Below are 23,260 nucleotides of genomic sequence, written 5' to 3'. Positions count from 1 at the left end.
CCGCCACCGCTTATCGACGCCGCCCCTCCCGCACCTTCTGCGTCAGGGGGCGGCGTTGAGGCATGCCCCGAGGAAGGCCGCGTTCTGCGGGCTCACCGGAAACCCGGTGACCTCGTCACCGAAGAACTGGTCCGCCCCGTCATTGAGGGAGCCGGCCACCCGCATGGACTCGAAACAGTGGCTGAAGGAATCGGCGCCCGACGGTACGACATAGCCGGCGAACTGACCCTCCCGCTGGGCGTCCTCCGCGGAGTAGGCGAACACACCGAAGACGAGAGCCGCGACAGCCAGGAACGTCACACAGCCTGATTCCGAGGACTTCTTCCTCGGCTGTGTGATCCCCTGCGGGCCCCGCTGCCTCGGTTGCCGCTGGGGTTTCTGCGGTGCCGCCTGCTCGGGCCACCGCGACCGGCTGAGCGTGTCATGCGCGGAATAGATGTGGTCCCACAACCTGCCCGAGTTCATCGGCCGTGCCCGGACCTCCTCGACCGCTGACGATGGCAGTCCGAAATCCTTGAGTGCCGCCCGCAACTGCTGCTCATTCGGGGTGCCCTGGAACCGCAGGACCAGGGAGCCGTTCTGGAACTGGCCGGCCCGGTACTCGACGATGAAGTCCTGGGCGGGCTGCTCGGGGGTCGGCTGTGCACTCATGCGCCCCAGTGTAGGGGTCTGTTCGACCCGCGGGCCTGGTTTGACCGGGTTGTTAGAGTGGACCCTTGTGATTGTCACCAATGATCTTGAGGTGCGCGTCGGCGCCCGAACCCTGCTCACCGCCCCCGGCCAGCACCTGCGCGTGCAGCCGGGCGACCGGATCGGGCTGGTGGGACGCAACGGCGCGGGCAAGACCACCACCATGCGGATCCTGGCGGGGGAGACCCAGCCCTACGGTGGCACGGTGACCTCCTCCGGTGACATCGGCTACCTGCCGCAGGACTCCCGCGAGGGCAACATCGAGCAGACCGCCCGCGACCGGGTGCTCTCCGCCCGTGGCCTCGACCAGATCCGCAGTTCCATGGAACGCCAGCAGGAGATCATGGAGACCGCCAGTGATGACGGCAAGCGCGACGCCGCCATCCGCAAGTACTCCCGCCTGGAGGAGCAGTTCCACGCCCTCGGAGGCTACGAGGCCGATTCCGAGGCCGCGCAGATCTGCGACAACCTCGGCCTGCCCGAGCGCATCCTCGACCAGAAGCTCACGACCCTCTCCGGCGGCCAGCGTCGCCGCGTCGAGCTCGCCCAGATCCTCTTCGCCGCGACCAACGGCTCCGGCAAGTCGCAGACCACCCTGCTTCTCGACGAGCCCACCAACCACCTCGACGCCGACTCCATCACCTGGTTGCGTGGCTTCCTGGCCAAGCACGAGGGTGGCCTCATCATGATCTCGCACGACGTCGAGCTTCTCGACGCCGTCTGCAACAAGGTGTGGTTCCTCGACGCCGTCCGCGCCGAAGCGGACGTCTACAACATGGGCTTCGCCAAGTACAAGGACGCCCGCGCCCTCGACGAGGCCCGCCGCCGTCGTGAACGCGCCAACGCCGAGAAGAAGGCCTCCGCCCTGCAGAAGCAGGCCGCCAAGCTCGGCGCGAAGGCCACCAAGGCCGCCGCCGCCAAGCAGATGCTCGCCCGCGCCGACCGCATGATGGGTTCCCTCGACGAGATCCGCGTCGCCGACCGCGTCGCCGCCATCTCCTTCCCGGAGCCCGCCCCCTGCGGCAAGACCCCGCTGTTCGCCAAGGGGCTGACCAAGATGTACGGCTCCCTCGAGGTCTTCGCCGGCGTGGATCTGGCCATCGACAAGGGCTCCCGCGTCGTGGTCCTCGGGTTCAACGGCGCCGGCAAGACCACCCTGCTCAAGCTACTTGCCGGGGTGGAGCGTACCGACGGCGAGGGCGGTATCGTCACCGGCCACGGCCTCAAGATCGGCTACTTCGCCCAGGAACACGACACCATCGACCCGGACAAGTCCGTGTGGCAGAACACCATCGAGGCCTGCCCCGAGGCCGGCGAGCAGGACCTGCGTGGACTGCTCGGTGCCTTCATGTTCTCCGGGGAACAGCTCGATCAGCCCGCCGGGACTCTCTCGGGCGGTGAGAAGACTCGCCTGGCACTGGCCGCACTGGTCTCCTCCCGCGCCAACGTCCTTCTGCTCGACGAGCCCACCAACAACCTCGACCCCATGTCCCGCGAGCAGGTCCTCGACGCCCTGCGCACCTACAACGGCGCCGTCGTCCTGGTCACCCACGATCCCGGTGCCGTCAAGGCCCTCGAGCCCGAGCGCGTCATCGTCCTGCCCGACGGCGATGAGGACCTCTGGTCGGATGCCTACATGGAGATCGTCGAGCTCGCCTGATCCTGGTAGCCTCGGCCCCATGTTCGGACGTTCAGAGGATAAGGCACGTATTGATGGACTGACCAGGCGCGTCGCCTCTCTTGAGGAGACGGTGGCGTTGCTCTGCCGCGAAGCTGGATTGCCCGAGCCGGATCCGCAGGGCATCAGCGTCTCGGATGCAGTCCGGGCTCTCGTTGCAGAGGATAAGCCGATTGCGGCGATCAAGCAGCTACGGGAGGAAACCGGGCTTGATCTTCGGTCGGCCAAAGAGGCTGTGGACCGGCTCCAGAAGCCTTAGTGTCACCTGGTCGCCGACACTGACTGCCGTATCTTTCCTCATTCCTCAATGCGCAGCGCAAGCCAAAGCACCGCGGCATCGGCGATCTTGCGTGGATCGAATGCCGTTACTTCTGCAATTCTGTTCAGCCTTCCATTGAGAGTGTTCTTATGGACGAAGAGAGCGTCCGCCGCCCTGGACAGTGAACCGTCCGCGTCGAAATAGGCCTGGAGATATCGCTTCGTCTCTGTCCGGGAGTTTGGGGGAACATCCCGGAAAACCCGCTCAGCAAAAGTTCGGCGTTCATGCTCCGGGATGGCCGCCAGCAGTAGCTCGAGGCTCAGGGAGTCAAAGCGGTGAACGTCGATCGGGGAGTGGATAGCGTGTCTGAGCGCTTTGATCGCCTGCTCGGCGGCCTCGGCCGGGGCGCGTCCCGAGCTGGAAACCCCTACCGCCAGCTTCATCGTCGAAGATTTCCGTACTCGACGAGCCGCCGAAGCCAGCCAGGAAGTCACGTCGCCCAGGTGCTGATCTGGGTGGAGAATCTCTCGGTCGGAATTTGGCGATAATGCGTCTGGCACGGGAAACAACGAAATAATGCGGCTTCCCAGCATCCCCGTCGTTGCACCGATCTCGGTGGCGTCATCGCTGAACTGTTTGCCGATCCGGTCTATCTCCTCCTGGAATGTGGCTGACGGCAGATGCGGAGGCTGCCCCGCGGAAACCACGTTCGCGGCGGCGATTATGTAGTCTCCGAGAACGTCGATACCGAAGCTCTTCCCCTGTTCGATGAACTCCGGGGTGAGCTCAGGCGTGTCTGTCAGCCAGGCTTGAAGGAACCGAGTGGAGGAGCGTTCGTGCCGTTCCGCATCTTCTCGTACTCTGGTCTCCCGAAGGAGAATCTCCGTCATCTTCTGCAGCACATGCGCCGGTGTCGTGAATGAAGCCGGATCTCCCGTGATTCCCAGAACTCCGGCAATGTTCGAGTCGACCCAGATCGGTAGGTTCAACCCCGCTCGGACCCCGGGGATGTGGTCCTCCGGGCTGACGATCAACTGGTCCAGCCGCTCGGAGATGATCTTCTCCGCGCCGGAATGGTGGTTGCCCACCCGACTGGCATCGGTGCTGGCAATGATCGCCGCAGACTGGTCCATAAGATTGACATCGGCACCGAGCACCGAGCTGATCTCTGAGACGATTCTCTGAGCATTATCGAGGGAGATCTCCACAACTCTCCTTCCTCAACAGGGCTCCGGTATGTGGCACAGGCTGATCATAGCGCCTGAATGTGCTGCGGAACACTATGAGGCGCCAATCATGTGCGGTGGACCGTCGTGGTTCTTGCGGTTGTGGTCTTAGTCTCAGATGCAACGACTGGACATTACCGAAGGAGCTGACATGACCGGCATTCCGCTGATTATCGTCTTCGCGCTCGCAATCGTTCTCATGATCCTCATGATCTCGAGATGGCGCATTCACCCGTTCATATCGATCATGCTCGTATCACTCGGGCTGGGCCTGATCGGCGGCATTCCACTGGTCAACTCGGAGGACGCTGCGGGAGAGACTATCCCGGGCATCGCCACCGTGATCGGAGAAGGTTTCTCCGGAACGTTCACGTCGATCGGTATCGTGATCATCTTTGGCGCGCTCATTGGCCTCGTCTTAGAGAAGACCGGCGGAGCGTTTCAGATCGCCGATGCGCTGGTTCGCGTGATCGGTAAGAAGCGCCCGGTGCTCGCGATGGAACTGATGGGTTGGATTGTCTCCATCCCGGTGTTCTGCGATTCCGGCTTCGTGATTCTCAACCCGATCCGGCGTGCACTGGCCCGTCGTACGGCGGCGTCCTCGGTCGCCATGACCGTGGCGCTGTCAGCGGGTCTCTACACCGCCCACGTCTTTATCCCACCCACACCAGGTCCGATCGCCGCCGCGAACACACTGGGTATCGGAGATAACCTCCTCATCGTCATCGGGCTCGGCATGCTGGTTTCTATTCCGGCACTTATCGTCGCCTACTTCTACGCCAACTACATCGGTAAGAAGGTGGATTCGAGTGAGGACGAGGACGTTCTGGACGACGGCGAGCTGGAGAACCTTTACGAGGAACTGCGTGGCTCCTATGGCAGGTTGCCCAGCGTCACAGCCTCCTTGGCTCCGATCGTGGTACCGATCATCGCCATGGCGATCGGCTCGATTGGCTCCGTGCTGGAGTGGTCTGGACTTTTCGGTGACTTCGTCGGATTCATGGGAACCCCGATCATCGCTCTAGCACTGGGCCTGGCACTGGCAGTGGCCGTCCTTGCAGGCGTCGGCCGGGCGAAGGAGTTCTACGACATCACGGAGGAGACCCTCAAGGTTGTCGGCCCGATTCTCTTCATCACGGCGGCCGGTGGCGTGCTTGGCAAGGTCATCGCGAACACCGACCTCGTCGACTTCGTCCAGGAGAACGCCACCACATTTGCCTCCGTGGGGCTGTTCTTCCCGTTCATCGTTTCCGCGATCCTCAAAACTGCCCAGGGATCCTCCACCGTGGCACTGGTGACCACCGCCGGAATCGTCGCCCCACTTCTTCCCGCACTCGGACTGGAGAGCCCGGTGCAGATCGCTCTCGCCGTCATGGCTATCGCGGCCGGTGCCATGACGGTGTCACATGCAAATGACTCCTACTTCTGGGTCGTGACCAACTTCGGCGGGATGACCCCGCAGCAGGGTTACCGAACGCAGACGGTGGTGACGCTGTTGATGGGTGTCACCTCGATCATCTTCATCTGGATCCTGGGGCTCTTTCTCATATAACTTCCCCAAGGGCTGTCCTCATTACATCCAGACCCCTTAGGACTCACTATGAACATCGTCATCATCTCCGACTCCTTCAAAGGTGCCGTGACCTCCCGAGAGGCGCACATTGCTATCGCGGCGGGGGTACGTCGAGCATTGCCCCACTCGAAGATCACTGAGATTCCCGTTGCTGATGGCGGCGAAGGAACGGTGGACGCGATGCTCGCTGCCGCCGGAGGGGATTTCACCCACGCCACAGTCTGCGGGGTGTTCCCGGGCGAGCAGGTCGAGGCCAGTTTCGGTTTCATTGACTCGCATACAGCAGTGGTGGAGATGGCGGCATGCGCCGGATTGCCACTCGCGGAGGGGAGGAAGGACACCACTGCAACAACCACCTTTGGTGTCGGAGAACTGATTCGAGCCGCCGTTGACGCCGGGGCAACTCATGTCGTCGTCGGTGCCGGCGGAAGCGCCACGACAGACCTCGGCTGTGGAGCCGCATCGGCTCTGGGAGTCAGTTTTCTTAACACTGACGGAGAAGAGTTCGTACCTGTCGGCGGCACGCTCAAGGACGTGGCGGCGATCGACACCTCCAGGGCTGAGGGTTTCCTCGCAGGCGTATCGATCACGGTGATGTCAGATATCGACAATCCGCTGGTCGGTCCAACGGGTGCTGCCCATGTGTTCGGGCCACAGAAGGGGGCGGACCGGGCGACAGTCGACGCTCTCGACGCCGGGCTCACTCAGGTGGCGGAGACCATTCACCGAGATCTCGGACTCGAGATTGCTAACGTGCCTGGCGCAGGCGCAGCTGGCGGACTGGCGGGCGGACTCATGGCGTTCTGCGGAGCGGAGATTCGACCGGGCATCGACGTGGTGCTCGATGCGGTCAACTTTCCGTCGGTGATCGCTGACGCAGACTTAGTCATCACTGGTGAGGGACAGATCGACGGCCAGTCGCTGGCAGGGAAAGTTCCAGTAGGTGTGGCTAGATGGTCACTGCGACATCGGAACGGGGAGCTGCCGGTCGTGGTTCTGGCCGGCTCCGTCGGTGCTGACGTCGATCGGGTGTATGCCGAGGGCGTGACGGCAGTGTTCCCCATCGGTAGAACCCCCGGACGGCTCGAGGACGCCATTGCACGGACGCGAGAGAACCTGGAAGCTGCTGCCCAGAACGTGGTCCGTCTGATCGCGCTGGCCGCCCAGCCCCGGGATCAGCGCCCGTAGATCCGGGCGAAGTTGCGGAGGATCCGGTCGTCGACGGTGAGGTCGACGCCTTCCGTGGTGGCGAGGATGTCGTCGAGCTCGCCGGGCTGGTAGTAGCCGGCGTCGGCGTAGATCCGCAGGCGCTGGGCGAAGGCTTCGGGGGCGAGTTCGGGGTGGAACTGGGTGGCGAAGACATTGGCGCCGTAACGGAACATCTGGATGGGGCAGTGGTCGCCGCGGACGAGGACCACGGCGGCGTCGGGAAGCACCCGGATGGCCTCCTTGTGGCCGACCATGGTGGAGAAGCGGTCGGGCATGCCCTCAAGGATTGGTTCGTGGGCTGCCTCTTCGGCGCGGGTGACGCCGATGACGCGGGGTTTTTCGCCGTAGGTCTCGTCGACGGTGGCGCCGATGGCGGTGCCGACGGTGCCCACGCCGTAGCAGGCGCCGAACAGGGGGAAGTCGCGGTCGAGGACCTCGGCCATGAGGCGGGCGAGGTCGGCTTCGACGCGCAGCTGGAGGTCGGACTTGTGCGGGTCGGAGGCGTTGAAGGGGCTGCCGCCGAGGAGGATGCCGGAGTAGTCGTCGAGGTCCAGGTCGCCGAGGGGCGTGGCCTCGAGGCGGTGTTGGATGAGCTGGTCGTCGGAAAGCCCCATCTTCTCGCGGAAGCTGACGAGTTCGGCGGCGGCGGCCTCGTCCTCGGGGCGGGTGCTCAGCAGCAGGAAGGGTCGGGTGACTCCGGGCGTACCAACGGGCATACCAAGCAGTCTAGTCGGCGGTGCGGCGGATCAGTTTGTCGGCCTCCACGGCGGCGAAGACGATGAGCCCCGCGACGGTGGGGATGGCCCAGCCGACGGGGCCGACGGCGGTCGTCGCAAAGCCGGCCTGCATGAACGGCAGGTAGCAGAACGCCAGCTGCAGGGCGAGCATGATGCCGACGCACACCCAGGACACCGGGTTGGTGGTGAACAGTTCGCGGCGCAGGGCGCTGACGCGGGCGAAACGGGCGGTGAGCAGGTAGAAGATCTGCCCGACGACGAGCGTGTTCACGGCGACGGTGCGGGCGGTGTCCAGGTCCACGCCCTCACCCACCAGGTACTGGAACACGGCGATCGTCGCGCCGCCGATGAGGACGGAGACGTAGAGGATGCGGATGATCGCCTCGGAGTCCAGCAGGGACGCCCGGGGGTCGCGGGGGCGACGGTCCATGATGCCGGGTTCGGCAGGCTCGAAGGACAGCGCCAGGGACAGGGTGACGGCGGTGATGAGGTTGACCCACAGGACCTGCAGGGGAGTGATCGGCAAGGTCATGCCGGCGAGCATGGCCACGAAGATGACCAGGCCCTGGGCGCCGTTGGTGGGCAACATGAACACGATCGCCTTGCGCAGGTTGTCGTAGATGGTCCGGCCCATCTTCATCGCCCCGGCGATGGTGGCGAAGTTGTCGTCGGCGAGGACGACGTCGGCGGCGTCCTTGGTCGCCTCGGTGCCCTTGATACCCATGGCCACGCCGACGTCGGCTTGCTTGAGGGAGGGCGCGTCGTTGATGCCGTCACCCGTCATGGCGACGACTTCCCCGTTGGCCTGCAGGGCCCGGACGAGGCGGAGCTTGTGCTCCGGGCTGGTGCGGGCAAAGATGTCGTGGTCGGCCACGAGGACACGTAGCTCATCGTCGGAGGCGGCCTCCAGTTCCGCGCCGGTGATCGCCCGATCACCTGTGAGCCCGACCTCGCGGGCGATGGCGGTGGCGGTGGAGGCGTGGTCGCCGGTGATCATCCGGACGCGGACGCCGGCGCGTTGGACGGTGGCCACCGCGTCGACGACCTCGTCGCGCGGGGGATCGATGATGCCGTAGAGGCCGAGGAACTCGAAGCCCCCGTCGTCCACGTCAGCGGTGGTGAGGGTCTGCGCCCCGGCGTCGGCGGGCCGGGAGGCGGCGGCGAGGACCCGCAGGCCGTGGCTGCCGAGCTCCTCGATCCGTTCCTCCCAGTACTCGAGGTCCAGTGGCTCGGTGCCGCCGCCGGGGGCGGACTGCCGGTCGCAGCGCGCCAGCAACCGGTCCGGAGCACCCTTGAGGTGGATGACCGTTCCCTCGTCCATGTCGTCGAGGGTGGCCATGTACTTGTACTCCGAGTCAAACGGCACCGCCGCCAGCCGCGGCCGTTCCTGCGTGACCCCGGCCTTGAGGGCGAATGTGCGGATGCCGCCGTCGGTGGGCTCGCCGGCCAGCCGCCACTGGCCGTCCTGCTTGTCGACGTCCGCGTCGTTCGCGTAGGCCGCCACCTCCGCCATGCGTGCCATGTCGGGATGCTCCGCCGGGGTGACGGGGGTGTCGGTACCGCGCAGGCAGATCTCCCCGTCCGGTGCGTAGCCGGTGCCGGTGACGGTGTAGGTGTCCTCGCGGGTGACCACGGCCCGGACGGTCATCTCGTTGCGGGTCAGCGTCCCGGTCTTGTCGGTGCAGATGGTGGTGACGGACCCCAGGGTCTCCACCGAGTTGAGGCGACGGGTGATGGCGTTACGGGCGGCCATCTTCTGCACACCGAGGGCGAGGGTGATGGCCATGACGGCCGGTAGGCCCTCGGGGATGGCGGCGACGGCGAAACCGATGGCGGACATGAGCACCTCGCCCCAGCCGGTGTCGTAGAGGACGACCGAGACGATGACCATGAGGACGGCGAGGACGACGGCGCCGACCGCGAGGATGGAGGAGAACCGGGCCATCGACTTCGTCAGCGGGGTCTCCACCTGCTCCACCTGGCCGAGCATGGCGGTGATGTGGCCGATCTCGGTGTCCGCGCCGGTGGCGGTGATGACTCCGACACCGGAACCGGCGGCCACGGTGGTGCCGGAGAACGCCATGGGGGAGCGGTCACCCAGGTCCGCGTCCGCCGCCACCGGTTCCAGCTGCTTGTCCGCGGGGAGGGATTCGCCGGTCAGTGCCGATTCCTCGATGCGCAGCGAGGTCGCCTCGATGAGACGGAGATCCGCCGGGACCTTGTCCCCGGCCCGCAGGCGGACGATGTCCCCGGGGACCAGGTCCTCGGCGTCGACCGTGAGCCAGGTGCCGCCGCGCCGGACCTCGGAGGTCGGGGAGAGCATGTCCCGGATGGAGGCGAGTGCGTCTGCGGCCTTGCCCTCCTGGAAGAAGCCGACCAGCGCGTTGATGAGGACGACGGCGGTGATGACGATGGTGTCCACCACCTGGCCGAGGACCGCGGTGGCCACCGCGGCGGCGATGAGCACGTAGATCATCGGGTCCCGGAACTGGCGCAGCAGCCGCTGGAAGGTCGTCTCCTCCTCCGCGGCCGGCAGCGTATTGCCACCATGACGCTCGAGCGCGGCGGCCGCCGCACCGGGGCTCAGGCCCTCCGGGCCGGTGTCGAATTCGTGCAGGACGTCAGGGACCGGGAGCGCGTGGGCAGGTGTCATAACAACACCCACCCTACGCCCGGTCAGACGGATTCCGCCCGGTGAGAGCTAGTTGCGGAAGCCGTGGACGGGGGCGGGGATGAACCCGCCGCGGCGGATGAACTCGCCGTTGCCCACCTGGTTGACCGGGATGATCGGGGCGTAGCCGAGCAGGCCGCCGAAGTTGACCTCGTCGCCCGGCCCGGCCCCGGGGACGGGGATGACGCGGACGGCGGTGGTCTTGTGGTTCATCACGCCGATGGCGGCCTCGTCGGCGATCATGCCGGCGATCGTCTCCGCCGAGGTCTCACCCGGCAGGGCGATCATGTCGAAGCCGACCGAGCAGATGGCGGTCATGGCCTCGAGCTTGTCCATGGTGATCGACCCGGAGCGGACGGCGTCGATCATGCCCTTGTCCTCGGAGACGGGGATGAAGGAGCCGGACAGCCCGCCGACGCGGGAGCAGGCCATCATGCCGCCCTTCTTCACCGCGTCGTTGAGCAGGGCGAGGGCGGCGGTGGTGCCGTGGGTGCCCACCTGGTCCAGGCCCATGTGCTCGAGGATGTGGGCGACGGAGTCACCCTGTTCGGCGGTCGGTGCCAGGGACAGGTCGACGATGCCGAAGGGCACGCCGAGCCGCTCGGAGGCCATGTCGCCGACGAGCTGACCGGCGCGGGTGATCTTGAAGGCGGCCTTCTTGATCTCCTCGGCAACCTGGTCCAGGGTCGCACCCGAGAGGTTGCCCAGCGCCCGGTCGACGACACCGGGGCCGGAGACACCGACGGAGACAACGGCGTCGGGTTCCTCGATGCCGTGGTACGCGCCGGCCATGAAGGGGTTGTCGCCGACGGAGTTGGCGAAGACGACGAGCTTGGCGCAGGCGATGGCGGAGCGGTCCTTCGTCAGCTCGGCGGCCTCCTTGATCACCCGGCCCATCTGGGCGGCGGCGTTCATGTTGATGCCGGCCCGCGAGGTGGCGATGTTGACCGAGGAGCACACGACGTCGGTCTCGCTCAGCGCCTCGGGGATGGAGCGGATGAGCGCCTTCTCGGAGGTGGTGGCACCCTTCTCCACGAGAGCGGAGTAACCGCCGATGAAGTTGACGCCGACCTCCTTCGCGGCCTTGTCCAGGGCGCGGGCGACGTCGGCGGGGTTGCCCTCCACCCCGGCGGTGATGAGCGCGACCGGGGTGACCGAGATGCGCTTGTTCACGATGGGGATGCCCAGCTCGGCCTCGATGCCCTCGCACACCTCGACCAGGCGGGCGGCCTGGGTGACCACGCGGTCGTGGACGGCCCGGCAGGTCTCCTCCATGGTGGAGCGGGTGCAGCTGAGCAGGGAGATGCCCATGGTCACGGTGCGGATGTCCAGGCGGTACTGCTCGATCATCTCGATCGTGTCGAGGATGTTCTGCGAATTGAGGTGGAAACTCATGACGCGCCCTAGATCTCGTTGACCGCGGTGAACAGAGCCTCGGACTGGATGCGGATGACCAGGCCCTGGGCCTTCTCCACCTCCGCCATTCGTTCCTGGAGTGCGGAGATGTCGTGGGTCTGCTCGTCGAACTCGACGCGCAGGATCATGGTGAAGTAGTTGTCCATGATCGTCTGGGAGACGTCGAGGATGTTCACCTCCTGTTCCGCGAGGGCGGTGGTGACGGCGGCGATGATGCCGGTGTGGTCGGCTCCGGTGACGGTCATGATGGCATACATGGAATCAATCCTATCGGCGCTGGCTAAAATCGAGGACATGAGCATGAACAAGCGACTCAAGAACCTGTCCACCGGCCAGAAGGCGGGAATCGCCGGCATCAGCGCCGCCGAGATCGCCGCGAAGATCTCCGCCTGGGTGGACATCTACCGCCGTCCCGCCCACCAGATCCGGGGCCCGAAGTGGGCGTGGGCACTGGCCCAGCTCATCAACGGCGTCGGTCCCGCCGCCTACTGGACCTTCGGCCGCAAATAGGTGTCCTCGCTGACCTACCCGGATCAACTGCAGCTCGCCACCCTGGCGCTTGCCGACGGTCGCGCTCCCCACGAGGTGGGCATCGACACGTCGTGGACCATCACCGACCACGCGGCGGCGCTGGGGCAGGGACCGGGGTGCCTCGCGGCGGCGTCGACCCGCCTGCTCACCTGGCGGGCCCACGCCCACGCCGGGGTCCGCGTCAGCCGGGAGGGCCGCCTGGTGCGCCTGAGCGTCGGGCCGACCCTGTCCCCGTGCCTCATCCTCCACGAGGAGACCACCCCGACCCGCACCGTGCTCGTCTACGGCACCCTGCCCGGGCACGTCGAATGCGGGGAGGAGGCGTTCATCGTCTCCATGGCGGAAAACGGCCAGGTCAGCGGCCGATGTGTCGCGTTTTCCCGGCACGCCTGGTGGCTGGCCCGCCTCGGGGCGCCCGTGGCCCGGCAGGTCCAGCGCCACGTCACCCGACGTTATGTCGACGGCATGCGACCGTGAGAATACGTAGGGTGGTGCCATGACTGACACCGCTAACAGGAACGTACTCATCATCGGCGGACACGGGAAGGTGGCCCAGCTGGCCACCCCTCGGCTTGTGTCGGCAGGACACGACGTCACCTCCCTCATCCGCAGCCCCGAGCAGGTCCCCGACATCGAGGCCCTCGGATCCACCCCCCAGGTGCGTGATCTCACCGCGCTGCGGGTGGAGGACTGGGTCGAACTGATGCGGGACATGGACGTGGTCATCTGGTCCGCCGGTAACGGCGGACGCGACGGCTCCTCCGCCACCTACGCCATCGACCGGGACGGGGCCCTGGCCCTCATCGACGCGCTGACGCAGCTCGGCGAAGATGCGCCGCGCCTGCTCATGGTCTCCTACCTCGGCTCCCTCGAACACGGGGTCAGCCCCGAAGACCCGTTCTTCCCCTACGCCGACGCCAAGGAGACGGTCGACCGTCGTCTGCTCGACTCCGACCTGGACTACCTCATCCTCGCCCCGAGCCGTCTGACCATGGAACCGGCCGGCGGGATCGAGGTCGGGGACAACGCCCGCTCGGCCGAGGACTCCTCGACCACCTCCCGCGAACTGGTGGCCATGGTGCTCACCGAGATGGCCGGCCGGGATTCGCTGCCGCAGGAGAAGATCCTGCCGTTCGTCGACGCGGATGGTGGGGCGGACGCGGCGCAGCGCGGCGTCGAGAAGCTCTAGGAGAGGTCGCCGGCGCAGTACGCGACGAAGTTGCGGAGCAGCCGGTTACTCCACGTCGTGTCGATATTCGGCAGTTCCGCGACGATCGCGTCGTAGTCGTCGGAGGAGAAGTACCCGTAGTCGTAGTAGTAGTCCATGCGCGCCCGCATGGCCACGGCGTCCATGTCCGAGTGGAACTGGGTGGCCCACACCTGTTCCCCGGTGCGGACGAACTGGATCGGACACGTCGGGCCCGTCGCCAGGACCGTGACGGCCGGGCCGACCGACTCCGAGTTCTCGGTGTGACCAGTCAGGGAGGTGAAAATGTCGGGGAAACCCGCGGTGAGCACGTCCTGCCGGCCGGCGTCGGTCAGTTCGACCACCGTCGGCCCGGACTGCTCCGGATGGGAATGGCTGACCTCACCACCCGAGGTGTGGGCCAGCCAGCTCGCGCCGTAACAGACGAGGAAGACCGGCAGCCCGGAATCCACGATGCGCTGCATCTCCGCGTGGGCGTGCAGCTGCCACTCGTCCCAATGCTCGTTGGTGATGTTGAGCGAGCTGCCACCGACGAGGATACCGTCGTAGCCGCTGAGATCCCCGGCGGAGACGTCGGGGGAGTCGATGACGATCTGGGGCAGGTCCTCCGGATCCAGACCGGTCGCCTGGAGGAAATCGCGGTGCTCCGCCATGGCGATCTGATCGGAGATGTCTCCGGCGCGGAGGGAGACGAGGAGAACTTTCGGCATGAGAAGCAATGGTATACGTTCCGGGTGATGAATCAGGAACCTCTGCGGACCGTGCCCTCCACGAGGTCGAGGACCTCGTTGAGCCCCTCCGTCGACCCGCCCGAGGCAAGCCGGGTGATGAAGCCGTCCAGGACCGTCTCCAGGTAGGTGTGGAGGACGTCGGGGGAGACGTCCGTCCGCATCCGGCCGTCCGCCGCCAACCGCGAGAGCCGCTCGTACACGGCGGAGTCGAGGACCTCCTGGTGCTCCCGCCACCGCGCCCGGAAACCGGCGTCGGTGCGCAGCATCTTGGTGATCTCCAGCCGGGTCGCCAGCCAGTCGTGGCGCTCGGGATGCGAGATCATGTCCCTCATGACCTGCACCAGTCCCTCCTCTGCGACGACCTCCGCCTGGCGGGCGGCGTCCTCTCTGGCGAGGGTGAGGAAGAGGTTCTCCTTGTCCCCGAAGTGGTGGAAGATCGCCCCACGGGACTTGCCCGTCGCCTGCTCCAGCAGGCGGACGGTCGCCCCCTCGTAACCGTGCTCGGCGAAGCAGCGGCGGGCGCCTTCGAGGATCTCGGCGCGGCGACGCGACAGCTCGGTGTCACTGACCACGGGCACGTGGATGCACCTCCTGGGAACGGGCAGGTCGGAATCGGGGGAAAAGGGGCGAGGGGGCCGCACGCCCCGGCGGGCGGAAAAGCCTACCGGGGGTGCAGCCCCCTCGCGGAGCAGTTCACACTGCGCTGATCAGCAGCTTCCTAGGAAGCGGCCATCTGACGCAGGACGTACTGCAGGATGCCGCCGTTGCGGTAGTAGTCGGCCTCGCCGGGGGTGTCGATGCGGACCTTGGCATCGAACTCCACGGTGGAGCCGTCCTCCTTGGTGGCGGTGACCTTGACGGTGGACGGGATCTCACCGTCGTTGAGGGCGGTGATGCCCTCGATGTCGAAGGTCTCGGTGCCGTCCAGGCCGAGGGACTCGTGGGACTCGCCCTCCGGGAACTGCAGCGGGATGACACCCATACCGATGAGGTTCGAGCGGTGGATGCGCTCGAAGGACTCGGTGATGACGGCCTTCACGCCGAGCAGGTTGGTGCCCTTCGCGGCCCAGTCACGGGAGGAACCGGTGCCGTACTCCTTGCCACCCAGGACGACCAGCGGGGTGCCGGCTGCCTTGTAGTTCTCGGCGGCGTCGTAGATGAAGGCCTGCGGGCCACCCTCCTGGGTGAAGTCACGGGTGTAGCCACCGGTGACGTCGACCAGCTGGTTGGCCAGGCGGATGTTGGCGAAGGTGCCGCGGACCATGACCTCGTGGTTGCCACGACGGGAGCCCAGGGAGTTGTAGTCCTTGCGCTCGACACCGTTGGCGTCCAGATACTGCGCGGCCGGGGTGCCCGGCTTGATGGAGGAGGCCGGGGAGATGTGGTCGGTGGTGACCGAGTCGCCCAGCTTCGCCAGGACGCGGGCGCCCTTGATGTCGGTGACCGGATCCGCCTCGGCGGGCATGCCGTCGAAGTAGGGGGCCTTGCGGATGTAGGTCGAGTTCTCGTCCCACTCGAAGGTCTTGCCGGTCGGGATGTCGAGCTCCTGCCACTGCTTGTCGCCCTTGAAGACGTCAGCGTAGTCGGCCTCGTAGAGCTCGCGGGAGATCGCGCCGTTGATGGTCTCCTCGATCTCCTCGGTGGACGGCCAGACGTCCTTGAGGAATACGTCGTTACCGTCCTTGTCCTGGCCCAGGGCATCCTTCTCGAAGTCGAAGTCCATGGTGCCGGCGATGGCGTAGGCGATGACCAGTGGCGGGGAAGCCAGGTAGTTCATCTTGACGTCGGGGGAGATACGACCCTCGAAGTTACGGTTACCGGAGAGCACGGCGGTGGCGGCCAGGTCGTGCTCGTTGATGGCGCCGGAGACCTCGGCCGGGAGTGGGCCGGAGTTGCCGATGCAGGAGGTGCAGCCGAAGCCCGAGAGGTAGAAGCCGAGGGCCTCCAGGTCCTTCCAGAGGTCCGCGCGCTTGAAGTAACCGTCGACGACCTGTGAACCCGGGGCGCAGATGGTCTTGACCCACGGCTTGGACTTCAGGCCCAGCTCGTTTGCCTTGCGGGCCAGCAGGCCGGCGGCGACCAGGACGGACGGGTTCGAGGTGTTGGTGCAGGAGGTGATGGAGGCGATGGCGACCATGCCGTGGTCGACGGTGTACTCGCCGCCCTGCGGGGACTCGACGATGACCGGGGTGGAGGGACGGCCCTCGGCGCCCTCGGCCGCGGACTCGCCGTTGCCGGCGAAGGACTGGTTGTAGTCGTCGCCCTCGACCTTGGTGGCGCGGACCGGCTCAGCGGACTTCTCGTCGGCGTAGGTCGGCAGGTCCTTGCGGAACTGCTCCTTGGCCGCGGAGAGCAGGATGCGGTCCTGCGGGCGCTTCGGGCCGGCGATGGACGGCACGACAGTGGACAGGTCCAGCTCGAGGTACTCGGAGTACTCGGCCTCCGGGGCGTCCTCCTCCAGCCACATGCCCTGCGCCTTGGCGTAGGCCTCGACGCGGGCGACGTCCTCCTGGGAGCGGCCGGTCAGCTCGAGGTACTTGGTGGTCTCCTCGTCGATCGGGAAGATCGCACAGGTGGAGCCGAACTCGGGCGACATGTTGCCGATGGTGGCGCGGTTGGCCAGCGGGACGGACTTGACGCCGTTGCCGTAGAACTCGACGAACTTCTGGACCACACCGTGGTTACGCAGCATCTCGGTGATGGTGAGCACCACGTCGGTGGCGGTGACGCCGGCCGGGATCTCACCGGTCAGCTTGAAGCCGACGACGCGGGGGATGAGCATGGACACCGGTTGGCCGAGCATGGCTGCCTCGGCCTCGATGCCGCCGACGCCCCAGCCCAGGATGCCCAGGCCGTTCTCCATGGTGGTGTGGGAGTCGGTGCCGATGCAGGTGTCCGGGTACGCGACACCCTCGTTGTCGAAGACGACGCGGGACAGGTACTCGATGTTGACCTGGTGGACGATGCCGGTTCCCGGGGGAACCACGCGGAAGTTGGAGAAGTTCTCGGAGCCCCAGCGCAGGAACTGGTAACGCTCCTCGTTGCGCTGGTACTCGATCTCGACGTTCTTCTCGAGGGCATCGGAGGTACCGAAGGCCTCGACGATGACGGAGTGGTCGATGACCATCTCGGCCGGGTTCAGCGGGTTGACCTTGTCCGGGTCGCCGCCCAGGGTCTTGACGGCCTCGCGCATGGTGGCGAGGTCGACGACACAGGGGACACCGGTGAAGTCCTGCATGAGGACTCGGGCCGGGGTGAACTGGATCTCGATGGAGGGCTCCGCACTCGGATCCCAGTTGGCGATCGCCTCGATGTGCTCGGTGGTGATGTTGGCACCGTCTTCGGTGCGCAGCAGGTTCTCGCCGAGAACCTTCAGGGAGTACGGCAGCTTCTCCATGCCCGGCACGGCGTCGAGGGCGTAGTAGTCATAAGACTTGTCGCCGACCTCGAGGGTGCGCTTGGCGTTGAAGGAGTTCTTGCTTTCGGTCACAGGGAGCTCCATTTCCTCTACATTGAACTGAAATGTTCGTCACCGTGAAGGTCACCCCTGGTCAAGGGCGGCGCAGGACGGCTGAACGCGATGGTTCATCCCCAGTCTATGGAAGTGAACCGCCGACTTCTCGCATTCTAACAGTACGAGCGTTATGTTTCGGGCATTTCCCGGCCGGGCGCGGCGAGCCGTCACCCCCGAATGACCGCCGACAGATATAACCGGTGGGTACATGTACTGACTCCACCTGCAGAAAGTGACCCGCCACGATGATTCCCGCCGGCGTCGACGTCCCCGATCTCGCCCAGCAGATCGACGAGGATTCCGTCGCATACGGGGGTGACGGGGGAGAGGACTTCGCCCGGGACGTCGAGCCGGGGCTTCTCGACGCCGCCGCACACGCCGAGTCCGGGGACTTCGGCAGCGTCGGCTTCGTCGTCCTGGACCGGACGCCGGAGCGGACCGCGGACCTCCGCGACATCGCGCAGGACGTCCTGTTGGCCACCGAGGTGGACACGGTCGTGGTGCGGGCGCCGGGCAGCGGGGCGATCGTCAGTGACGTCCACTCCCGCTCGGCCATCGAATCGGCCCAGTACTCCTTCCTGGGGGACCCGGATGTGGTGGGGGCTGCGCACCGGTTCATCGATGACGTGTCCGGGGCCGGGATCAACTGGGCTGTGGTGACAGTGGCCCTGCTGCTGGTCATCGCCGCGGTCGGGGCGCTGACCGCCTGGGGAGTGCGCAGCGTCCGGCATCGGCAGCCTGCCTGATCCAGGACAGTCAAGTCTCGGCGGTTGACCTTTTGGCCCTCTCATGCCTGCCCTTCCTCACGTAGTTTTGTTATCGAACTGACACCGCGACACGCCGGCGTGGCCGTAATTGTGACCAACGTCACACAAATCTAACGGTTCCATAACGTCGCTGGTCACCCGCCTTTTGTGTGGTCATGGGGCTGGCCTTTACTTCTGTGAATATTGGTAAAGATTGTGTCACGGGAGTCCCACGTGTTCTATGGTGCTCATATCGGCTCACGGGTCGATGGAAACCTTCATTTCGATCAGGAGTCACGGCATTCGGCCGACATCGTTATCGCACGGGCATGTGGGGAAGCACGCCAAGCGCGATGAGCCACCTGGACGGGATGCAAGGTCTGGATACCCGTGTGCCTGCACCGACTACATCGCGACGCTGCCTCCAACGGGTCAAGTCTGAGAGCTTGATTGTGGGGGGTTTGAGGAGTATCCGTGTCCAGATCCCGTTTCCGTGCCCGCATGCGGGTGGTGCTCGCTGCCGCAGTGTGCACCGCGACCCTGTCCGCCGTGACGCCGGCGGTGGCGCAGCCGACCGAACCTGTCGTCGGTTCCTCCGTCGCTGACCTCGTCGGCTCCGTGGCCGCCAGCCAGTCGGAGGTGGACCGCCTCGAACTCGAGGTGGGAAGCCTGCGGGAGGCCGTCAACCAGGCCCTCGTCGACCTGCATGACGCCCAGGCCGGTGCCGAACAGGCCCGCCAGGGCGTCATCGTCGCCCGAGCCGAACTCGACGAGACGCAGTCCTCCATCGAGCAGGCCCAGGCCCGCCTCGATGAGATATCCCGCTCCGCCTACCGCCGGACGGCCACCCAGCCAGCCGTGACTACGCTGGCCGGCGAGGACGCCTCCGCCGATTCCCTCGACCGGCAGACCTATCTGCGCACCAACGCTGAGAAGGAGCGGGCGGCCATCGACCGGCTCGATCGTCTGCGCACCGAGCAGGCGAACCGCGAATCCCAGCTGCGCCTGGCCCGCGACCTTGCCGAACGCCGCGAGGCCGACGCCACCGCCCGGGAGTCCGAGGCCCGGTCCGCCATCGAGGACAACTCCCGCCGCATCGCCGAGACCACCGCCGAACGTGATCGTCTCGTCGCCGAACGCGACTCCGCCCAGGAGCAGCTGGACGAGGTCCGCAACGACGCCGCCGCCACCAACGCCGCGCAGCAGGGCCAGCAGGAGCAGCGCCAGACCGACGCCGCACGCAAACAGGCCGAGAACGATGCGATCGCCGCTGCGGAGGCGCGGAAGGCGGCCGAGGAGGAGGCCGCCACCGCTGAACAGGCGCAGGCTGACGCGGACGCCGCTGCCGAACGAGCCGCCCGCGACCGGGCCGCTGCCGAGGCGGCCGCCCGGGAGCTTGCGGCGGCGGAGCAAGCCGCGGACGCGGAGGAACGCGAACGTCGTCAGGCAGCTGAAGCCGAGGCGCAGGAGGCTGCACGGGTGGCCGCCGAAGAAGCGGCTGCTGCAGAAGCGGAGGCGGCGGCACGCGCCGAGGCCCGCGAGCGTGCGGAAGCCGAGGCCCGCGAGCGCGCCCGCCAGGATGAGCAGGCCCAGGCGTACCGTGACGCCGCCACCGCCGCCGCAGTCACGGCGGCCGCGGCTGTCATCGCCGAGTCCCAGCCGGACCACACCGAACTGGCCAACCCGTACCCGCCGGTCTCCGACGAGGAGTCCGCGCCCGCCGACATCGCCGCTGTGCAGAACCCGGTGGCCGATGAGGAGATCGCGGAGGAGCCGGCCCTCGTCATCCCTGACAGTTCGGAGAGTTCTGAGAGCTCCGGGTCAACGGGAGAGTCCACTGACGTGACCACCCTTCCCACCATCGACACCATCGAGGACGTCACCGACGAGGCAGCCGGCCAGCTCACCGGTGACCGGGCGGCGACCATCGAGTCCGTCATCGCCCGAGCGCAGTCCCAGATCGGTGTCCCGTACGCGTGGGGCGGTGGCAACGCCAACGGGCCGACCCAGGGCATCCGCGACGGTGGCGTGGCCGACGCGAACGGCGACTACAACAAGATCGGGTTCGACTGCTCCGGGCTGGTGCTCTACGCCTTCGCCGGCGCGGGTATCGCCCTGCCGCACTTCACCGGTTACCAGTACAACCACGGCGAGAAGATCGATCCCAGCCAGATGGAGCGCGGTGACCTCATCTTTTACGGACCCAACGGCAACCACCACGTGGCCATCTACCTCGGCGACGGCATGATGATCGAGGCCCCGAATTCCGGCTCCCACGTGCAGACCACCCCGGTCCGCTGGTCGGGCATGGCCCCGCATGCGGTACGCCTGATCTAACCAGGTCGCCCCGTCAGGTTCAGTGCGGGCATCCATCGAACGGTTGATAAGGTCGATGTCATGCCTGCTGAGATGACTTTTGACGCCCTCCTCGTGCTCTCCTTCGGTGGTCCTGAAGGAACCGAGGAGGTCGTTCCGTTTCTGGAGAACGTCACCCGCGGTCGCGGCATCCCGCGGGAACGCCTCGCCGTGGTCGGGGAGCACTACTTCCACTTCGACGGGGTCAGCCCGCTCAACCGTCTCAACCGGGAGATCATCGCGAACCTGGAGGCGGAGATCGCGGCCCGTGGCCTCGACCTGCCGGTCTACTTCGGCAACCGTAACTGGCACCCCTTCGCCAACGACACGGCCGAGCAGATGGCCCGGGACGGGGTACGCAACGCGCTGGTCTTCGCCACCAGCGCGTGGGGCGGCTACTCCGCCTGCCTGCAGTACAACGAGGACATCCGCGGGATGATCGCCCACCTGGCCGAGCAGGGGCTCCCGGCGATCGAGTTCACCAAGCTGCGGCAGTTCTACGATCACCCCATCTTCATCAACCACATGGCCGAGGCCGTGCGGGAGGCCGTGGCGGGGGTCCCTGCCGACCGTCGGGACGCCACCCGCATGCTGTTCACCGCGCATTCCGTGCCCGTGGCCGCCGACCGGGCCGCCGGTGGGCCGGAGGACGCCCACCTCTACTCCCGGCAGGTCGCCGAGGCGTCGCGCCTGATCGCGCAGGCTGCCGGGATCGACGAGTTCGACCTGGTGTGGCAGTCCCGCTCCGGAAACCCGGCCACCCCGTGGCTGGGACCCGACATCGTCGACCACACCCGGGCGCTCGCCGCTGACGGGACCCGGGCGGTGGTGGTGTGTCCGGTCGGGTTCATCTCCGATCACATGGAGGTCATCTGGGACCTGGACACGGAGCTGGTCGCCGCCGCCGAGGAGCTCGACGTCCACGTCGAGCGCACCCGTACCGCCGGTCCGTCCCCCGAGTTCGCCGGCATGGTGCTCGACCTGGTCGCCGAGCTGGTGGACAACTCCGCCCCGGCCGGACTCGGGGAGGTCACCGTGCAGGGCTGCACGGTCAACGGCGCGCCCTGCCGCCCGGGCTGTTGTCAGGTCAGCCGACCGAACTCGCGTACCGCGTAGGCGACTCCGGCCATCCGGGCCGCCCGGATGTGGCGCCACAGGCCGAGCAGCTGCGGGTCGATGCGGTGGTCGTCGAGACGCTGGGTGACCGTCTCCACGATCGCGGCCACCCGGTCAGCGCGGGCGAACAGCTTCGCGGCCCGCGGCGGCACCGCCCCGGGCAGTCCCGGAGTGTCGTAGAAGTCCGACAGCGTCCCCACCGTCAGCCGGGGTGAGGACAACGCGTCCGTCCGGTAACCGGAGGCCTCGACCATCCGGGCCGCCTCCTCCGTGGCGCGGGTGAGCAGCTGGTCGGCCTCCCCGGGGCTCAGCCACGCCGGCGCGGGCTGCGGCAGGTCATCGGTGAACCACTGCCAGTCACCGTCGCCGTCCGGTACGAGGATGTGCGAGGTCAGCGGGTCACGGTCGCGCACCACCAGGGCACCCACCCCGCTTACCGACGCCGCCTCTGCCCCCGCACTGCCCGCCCGCAACGCCGGTGCCTCCCCGGGCCCGGAGAGCACGAGCCGCAGGACCGGCTCCTCACCGGCCACGCCGCGGGTCACCTGGCGCAGGTCCCGGAGCACGTCGGTGAGTCCGCTGCCACCGAGGTCGAGCAGGGCGTCGACAAGATCATCGGTGGGGGTCAGACCGTGCAGCCACGCACCGAGCCACACGGCGGTGTTCTGCAGCGGGGACCAGACTTCGGCGCGGATATCCATGGCGGGGCAGTGTAGCCGATAGAGTGGCCCGCCATGAGCTTCCATGATCCCTACGGTGGCGACATCCTCTCCGGCCACCGCCGCAACCAGCCGCGTTCCTACCCGCAGATCCCCGCGAAGCCGGGCCTGGTGGTGGAGATCCGGGGCGAGGACTTCGTCGGCGCTGTCGTCGGCTGGGAGCGCACCTACGACGGCGAGTTCGTCCGCCTCGAGGACCGCCGTGGCCGTCAGCGGCTGTTCCAGCTGACCCCCGGCGGCTTCCTCTACGAGGGCCAGCCGGTCTCCCTGACCCGCTACCTCCCGCCGAAGCAGACCGCGCCGAAGCGCTCCAACTCCGGGTCCCGCAAGGTGGCCAACGTCCAGGCCAAGGTCGCCGCGCCGTCGCGCATCTGGGTGGAGGGTATCCACGACGCCGCCATCGTCGAGCAGGTGTGGGGCCACGACCTGCGGGTCGAGGGTGTGGTCGTGGAGTACCTCGAGGGCCTGGACAACCTGGAGTCCCGGCTCGCCGAGTTCGGCCCCGGACCGGGCCGCCGCGTCGGTGTCCTCGCCGACCACCTGGTCACCGGCTCCAAGGAGTCGCGGCTGACCGAGTCGGTGGGGGAGCACGTCCTGGTCACCGGCCACCCGTTCATCGACATCTGGGCGGCCGTGAAGCCCGAGCGGGTCGGCCTGAAGGCCTGGCCGGAGGTGCCCTACGGCGAGGACTGGAAGACGGGTGTGTGCCGGCGCGTCGGCTGGTCGGACCCGAAGGAGGGCTGGCACCGGGTCTCCTCCGCCGTCAGCTCCTTCCGGGATCTCGACTCCACCCTCATCGGGGCGGTGGAGCGCCTCGTCGACTTCGTCACCACGCCCGAACTGAGCAAGTCCGACCTCATGTAGGGCAGGTCCGGTACGTTG

Annotated in this window: 21 protein-coding genes; 11 read left to right on the top strand and 10 right to left on the bottom strand. The window is 67.0% G+C overall.

The features are described 5' to 3' along the window. Window positions 1-42: 42 nt before the first annotated feature. The gene (locus tag QP029_RS11220; protein WP_284874376.1) at window positions 43-651 is read right to left on the bottom strand and encodes an SDR family oxidoreductase; all 609 of its coding nucleotides are present in this window, start codon (window positions 649-651) and stop codon (window positions 43-45) included. 67 nt (window positions 652-718) lie between these two features. Here QP029_RS11220 and QP029_RS11215 point away from each other — a divergent pair, with 67 nt between their 5' ends. Both QP029_RS11215 and QP029_RS11210 read left to right on the top strand, forming a co-directional pair. Next, the gene (locus QP029_RS11215) at window positions 719-2,350 is read left to right on the top strand and encodes an ABC-F family ATP-binding cassette domain-containing protein (protein ID WP_284874375.1); all 1,632 of its coding nucleotides are present in this window, start codon (window positions 719-721) and stop codon (window positions 2,348-2,350) included. Window positions 2,351-2,369: 19 nt separating this feature from the next. After that, entirely contained in the window at window positions 2,370-2,627 is a 258-nt protein-coding gene (locus QP029_RS11210) for a hypothetical protein (RefSeq protein ID WP_284874374.1), read from the top strand. 38 nt (window positions 2,628-2,665) lie between these two features. Here the strand turns inward: QP029_RS11210 and QP029_RS11205 are convergent, their stop codons facing one another. Then, a complete protein-coding gene (locus tag QP029_RS11205) occupies window positions 2,666-3,835 on the bottom strand; it encodes a CdaR family transcriptional regulator (protein ID WP_284874373.1) in 1,170 nt (389 codons plus the stop codon). Window positions 3,836-4,004: 169 nt separating this feature from the next. Between QP029_RS11205 and QP029_RS11200 the strand changes: the two genes are divergently transcribed. Both QP029_RS11200 and QP029_RS11195 read left to right on the top strand, forming a co-directional pair. Then, a complete protein-coding gene (locus tag QP029_RS11200) occupies window positions 4,005-5,405 on the top strand; it encodes a GntP family permease (protein ID WP_284874372.1) in 1,401 nt (466 codons plus the stop codon). Between the two features lie 48 nt (window positions 5,406-5,453). Beyond that, window positions 5,454-6,614, top strand: a complete 1,161-nt coding sequence (locus QP029_RS11195; RefSeq protein WP_284874371.1) for a glycerate kinase family protein — start codon at window positions 5,454-5,456, stop codon at window positions 6,612-6,614. Here the strand turns inward: QP029_RS11195 and QP029_RS11190 are convergent. Genes QP029_RS11190 through QP029_RS11175 form a run of 4 tightly spaced genes read right to left on the bottom strand, consistent with a single transcriptional unit; the run spans window position 6,602 to window position 11,716 of the window. Beyond that, window positions 6,602-7,351 carry a glutamine amidotransferase gene (locus tag QP029_RS11190; protein ID WP_284874370.1) on the bottom strand — a complete coding sequence of 250 codons (750 nt, stop codon included), beginning with the start codon at window positions 7,349-7,351 and terminating at the stop codon, window positions 6,602-6,604. The two genes, QP029_RS11195 and QP029_RS11190, sit on opposite strands and share 13 nt — an antisense overlap. A 10-nt stretch (window positions 7,352-7,361) precedes the next feature. Continuing rightward, window positions 7,362-10,025 (bottom strand): cation-transporting P-type ATPase, encoded by a 2,664-nt coding sequence (locus tag QP029_RS11185; RefSeq protein ID WP_284874369.1) that lies wholly within the window; start codon window positions 10,023-10,025, stop codon window positions 7,362-7,364. A 48-nt stretch (window positions 10,026-10,073) separates the two neighbouring features. Next, window positions 10,074-11,438 (bottom strand): PFL family protein, encoded by a 1,365-nt coding sequence (locus QP029_RS11180; protein ID WP_284874368.1) that lies wholly within the window; start codon window positions 11,436-11,438, stop codon window positions 10,074-10,076. A gap of 8 nt (window positions 11,439-11,446) precedes the next feature. Next, complete coding sequence (locus QP029_RS11175) at window positions 11,447-11,716, bottom strand: ACT domain-containing protein (protein ID WP_284874367.1); 270 nt, start codon at window positions 11,714-11,716, stop codon at window positions 11,447-11,449. 37 nt (window positions 11,717-11,753) lie between these two features. Between QP029_RS11175 and QP029_RS11170 the strand changes: the two genes are divergently transcribed. Genes QP029_RS11170 through QP029_RS11160 form a run of 3 tightly spaced genes read left to right on the top strand, consistent with a single transcriptional unit; the run spans window position 11,754 to window position 13,179 of the window. Continuing rightward, window positions 11,754-11,969 (top strand): PLD nuclease N-terminal domain-containing protein, encoded by a 216-nt coding sequence (locus QP029_RS11170; RefSeq protein WP_284874366.1) that lies wholly within the window; start codon window positions 11,754-11,756, stop codon window positions 11,967-11,969. Continuing rightward, window positions 11,970-12,467 carry a DUF1990 domain-containing protein gene (locus QP029_RS11165; RefSeq protein ID WP_284874365.1) on the top strand — a complete coding sequence of 166 codons (498 nt, stop codon included), beginning with the start codon at window positions 11,970-11,972 and terminating at the stop codon, window positions 12,465-12,467. It begins immediately after the preceding gene. 19 nt (window positions 12,468-12,486) lie between these two features. Next, window positions 12,487-13,179 carry an SDR family oxidoreductase gene (locus QP029_RS11160; RefSeq protein ID WP_284874364.1) on the top strand — a complete coding sequence of 231 codons (693 nt, stop codon included), beginning with the start codon at window positions 12,487-12,489 and terminating at the stop codon, window positions 13,177-13,179. On the opposite strand, the gene QP029_RS11155 is transcribed toward QP029_RS11160, so the two are convergent. From QP029_RS11155 to acnA, 3 genes are all read right to left on the bottom strand, one after another. Beyond that, the gene (locus QP029_RS11155) at window positions 13,176-13,907 is read right to left on the bottom strand and encodes a glutamine amidotransferase (protein WP_284874363.1); all 732 of its coding nucleotides are present in this window, start codon (window positions 13,905-13,907) and stop codon (window positions 13,176-13,178) included. The two genes, QP029_RS11160 and QP029_RS11155, sit on opposite strands and share 4 nt — an antisense overlap. 32 nt (window positions 13,908-13,939) lie before the next feature. Then, on the bottom strand, window positions 13,940-14,506 hold the full coding sequence (locus QP029_RS11150; RefSeq protein WP_284874362.1) for a TetR/AcrR family transcriptional regulator: 567 nt from the start codon (window positions 14,504-14,506) through the stop codon (window positions 13,940-13,942). 140 nt (window positions 14,507-14,646) lie between these two features. Next, on the bottom strand, window positions 14,647-17,418 hold the full coding sequence (gene acnA / locus QP029_RS11145; protein ID WP_284874361.1) for an aconitate hydratase AcnA: 2,772 nt from the start codon (window positions 17,416-17,418) through the stop codon (window positions 14,647-14,649). 269 nt (window positions 17,419-17,687) lie between these two features. Here acnA and QP029_RS11140 point away from each other — a divergent pair, with 269 nt between their 5' ends. From QP029_RS11140 to QP029_RS11130, 3 genes are all read left to right on the top strand, one after another. After that, window positions 17,688-18,188 carry an Rv1476 family membrane protein gene (locus QP029_RS11140; RefSeq protein ID WP_284874360.1) on the top strand — a complete coding sequence of 167 codons (501 nt, stop codon included), beginning with the start codon at window positions 17,688-17,690 and terminating at the stop codon, window positions 18,186-18,188. Window positions 18,189-18,689: 501 nt separating this feature from the next. After that, window positions 18,690-20,525 (top strand): DIP1281 family NlpC/P60 protein, encoded by a 1,836-nt coding sequence (locus QP029_RS11135; protein WP_349293727.1) that lies wholly within the window; start codon window positions 18,690-18,692, stop codon window positions 20,523-20,525. Window positions 20,526-20,585: 60 nt separating this feature from the next. Then, on the top strand, window positions 20,586-21,659 hold the full coding sequence (locus QP029_RS11130; RefSeq protein ID WP_284874358.1) for a ferrochelatase: 1,074 nt from the start codon (window positions 20,586-20,588) through the stop codon (window positions 21,657-21,659). Here the strand turns inward: QP029_RS11130 and QP029_RS11125 are convergent. Next, complete coding sequence (locus QP029_RS11125; RefSeq protein ID WP_284874357.1) at window positions 21,626-22,360, bottom strand: Rv1486c family protein; 735 nt, start codon at window positions 22,358-22,360, stop codon at window positions 21,626-21,628. The genes QP029_RS11130 and QP029_RS11125 overlap by 34 nt on opposite strands. A 33-nt stretch (window positions 22,361-22,393) precedes the next feature. On the opposite strand from QP029_RS11125, the gene QP029_RS11120 reads away from it, so the two are divergent. After that, a complete protein-coding gene (locus tag QP029_RS11120) occupies window positions 22,394-23,242 on the top strand; it encodes a DUF3097 domain-containing protein (RefSeq protein ID WP_284874356.1) in 849 nt (282 codons plus the stop codon). Window positions 23,243-23,260 lie beyond the last annotated feature (18 nt).

The organism is Corynebacterium suedekumii, from assembly GCF_030252185.1.
Lineage (GTDB): Bacteria > Actinomycetota > Actinomycetes > Mycobacteriales > Mycobacteriaceae > Corynebacterium > Corynebacterium suedekumii.
Note: the sequence above shows the minus strand (reverse complement) of the source record. Positions and strands in the feature narration are given on the sequence as shown.